This window comes from Mycobacterium sp. ST-F2 (assembly GCF_001905655.1).
In the GTDB taxonomy this organism is placed as follows: domain Bacteria; phylum Actinomycetota; class Actinomycetes; order Mycobacteriales; family Mycobacteriaceae; genus Mycobacterium.
Genome location: NZ_JMHT01000055.1, coordinates 1 through 2,224 on the forward strand (window position 1 = coordinate 1; position 2,224 = coordinate 2,224).

The 2,224-nt window shown below is 64.4% G+C and carries 1 protein-coding gene; it reads left to right on the plus strand.

Going from position 1 to position 2,224, the window contains the following annotated elements; translation table 11 throughout:
* The first annotated feature begins 647 nt into the window (after nucleotides 1–647).
* On the plus strand, nucleotides 648–2,111 hold the full coding sequence (gene ltrA / locus EB75_RS19365) for a group II intron reverse transcriptase/maturase (RefSeq protein WP_456093944.1): 1,464 nt from the start codon (nucleotides 648–650) through the stop codon (nucleotides 2,109–2,111).
* Nucleotides 2,112–2,224 lie beyond the last annotated feature (113 nt).

Consider the following 2,224-nt stretch of genomic DNA (forward strand, 5'->3'; position numbering starts at 1 on the left):
CTGTGCGCCACGAGGCGCTGGGTATATCGAGAGGCGGTGAGAGACCGTCTCCTTCGGGTCGTCGCAGCGGCCTGAGGAAGCATCGGGGCAGCCGATCGCCGGGAACGACGGTGATCGGTGGCAAGCGGTCCCGAGAAGGCAAGCCGTGCCGGCACTGCCAGACGGTGCGGGCTTGTCGAGCAAGGTCAGAAGGTGCAGCGTAAGCGAACCAGTGTCAGACGCTCCGTAACCGCGAAGCCGGCTCCAATCTGGTGGATATGGGCCGGTGTGCAGTGCACGAACCCGAGCGGGTGGGGTTTGACTCCGAAGCCGTTTAGTTCCAGCGGTGGGGAGGCCACGGTGAAGGCCTGCGGCGTAGCCGTGGCGATGCTGCCGGAGTAGAGCTGGGCGCCTCCCTGACCAATCGATGACCTGGTGAACGTGGGAACCACCCTGCGGGACCGCTCATTTCGTTTCCGGCAGCCAGTCGGGGCGGGTGTGACGACTCGGGTTCGGAGTCAAGGAACCGCATTTCAGGGTGGGGCGGAGGCCTCGTAGTAGTCGCGGGCGGTGACGTGCCCGTCGTGGAGACCGAGAAAGGCGGTCACAGGGCGAAGGGGGCCAGCAAGACATGCAGTGCGGAAACTGGAAGGTCAGGAGAGGAAGTTATGTCGCCGGTGAATACCGACGAGCTGGAGTTGGCGCTGATGCTGGCGCGGCAACGGGTACTGAAGATCCAGACCAAGCTGCACCGTTGGGCACGCGATGATCTTGATCGCCGGTTCGACGATCTGTTCAACCTCGTCGCCGATCCCGCGTTCGTGTTGGTGGCGTGGGATCGGGTCAGCGGGAATAAGGGTGCCGCCACGGCCGGGGTGGATCGGCGCACCGCGTCGTCCATCACTGCCGGGCAGGGCATCGAGGTGTTCCTCGATGAACTGCGGTCGCAGTTGAAGGACCGCAGTTTCCGCCCGTTGCCGGTGCGCGAGCGGATGATCCCCAAGACCGGTGGTGCGTTGCGCCGCTTGGGGATTCCCACCGTGGCCGATCGGGTGGTCCAGGCATCGTTGAAGTTGGTGTTGGAGCCGATCTTTGAGGCGGATTTCCTGCCGTGTTCCTACGGTTTCCGTCCGAAGCGCCGCGCTCATGATGCGGTGGCCGAAGTGCGTTATCTCGCAACACGTCCCCGGTGTTATGACTGGGTTGTTGAGGGAGACATCAAGGCCTGTTTCGATGAGATCGACCACACCGCTCTGATGGGGCGGGTGCGTCGACGCGTCGGTGACAACCGTGTCTTGGGGTTGGTGAAGGCGTTCCTCAAGGCGGGCATCCTCACCGAGGACGGCCTGCTGGCGGACAGCACCGCCGGAACTCCGCAGGGTGGGATTCTTTCGCCGCTGTTGGCCAATGTGGCGTTGTCGGTGCTCGATGAACACATTGCCGGGTTGCCGGGTGGTCCGGCTACCGGCTCGGTTGAGCGCGCTCGACGACTTCGTCACGGGCAGCCGAACTTTCGGCTGGTCCGCTATGCCGACGACTGGTGTCTGATGGTGCGGGGCACCAGAGCCCACGCCGAAGCACTACAGGAGGACATCGCCGCCGTGTTGGCGACGATGGGGTTGCGTCTGGCACCGGACAAGACCCTGATCACCCATATCGACGAGGGGCTGGACTTCCTCGGGTGGCGCATCCAGCGTCGCCGCAAGCGGGGCACCAGCTGCAGCTACGTCTATGTTCATCCGTCCACGAAGGCCGTGTTGGCGGTCAAACGGAAGATCAAGACGCTGCGCCGAACAGTTGAACTCAACCAGCCGCTCGATGACCTGCTGCGCCGCATCAACGCGACGCTGCAGGGATGGGCGGGCTATTTCCGGGCCGGGGTGTCCTCGGCGACCTTCTCCTACCTCAGTCACTACACGTGGCAGACGGTGTGGCGCTGGCTCCGACGAAAACACCGCAAGTCGACCTGGAAAGACCTGCGCCGCCAATATTGCGGCGGCGGCTGGTGGCCAGCCACCGAGGACCGTGTGCTGATCGATCTGGAGAAGATCGGCACGACCCGCTACCGCTACCGCGGTGCGGTCATTCCCTCGCCCTGGCCGACCGACGAGGAGGACACCACAGCAGCCTGACCGGGTCTTGTGGAGAGCCCGGTGCATTGAAAGGTGCACGCCGGGTTCGGGAAGCGGCCCGGGAAAACGGAACAGCCCCAACGGTTGTCACCGCGTCCCGGGCCGACTTTCAC

Bases quoted from the DNA above. Each gene is read 5' to 3' on its own strand.
- ltrA (WP_456093944.1), top strand. From the start codon at position 648: ATGTCGCCGGTGAATACCGACGAGCTGGAGTTGGCGCTGATGCTGGCG.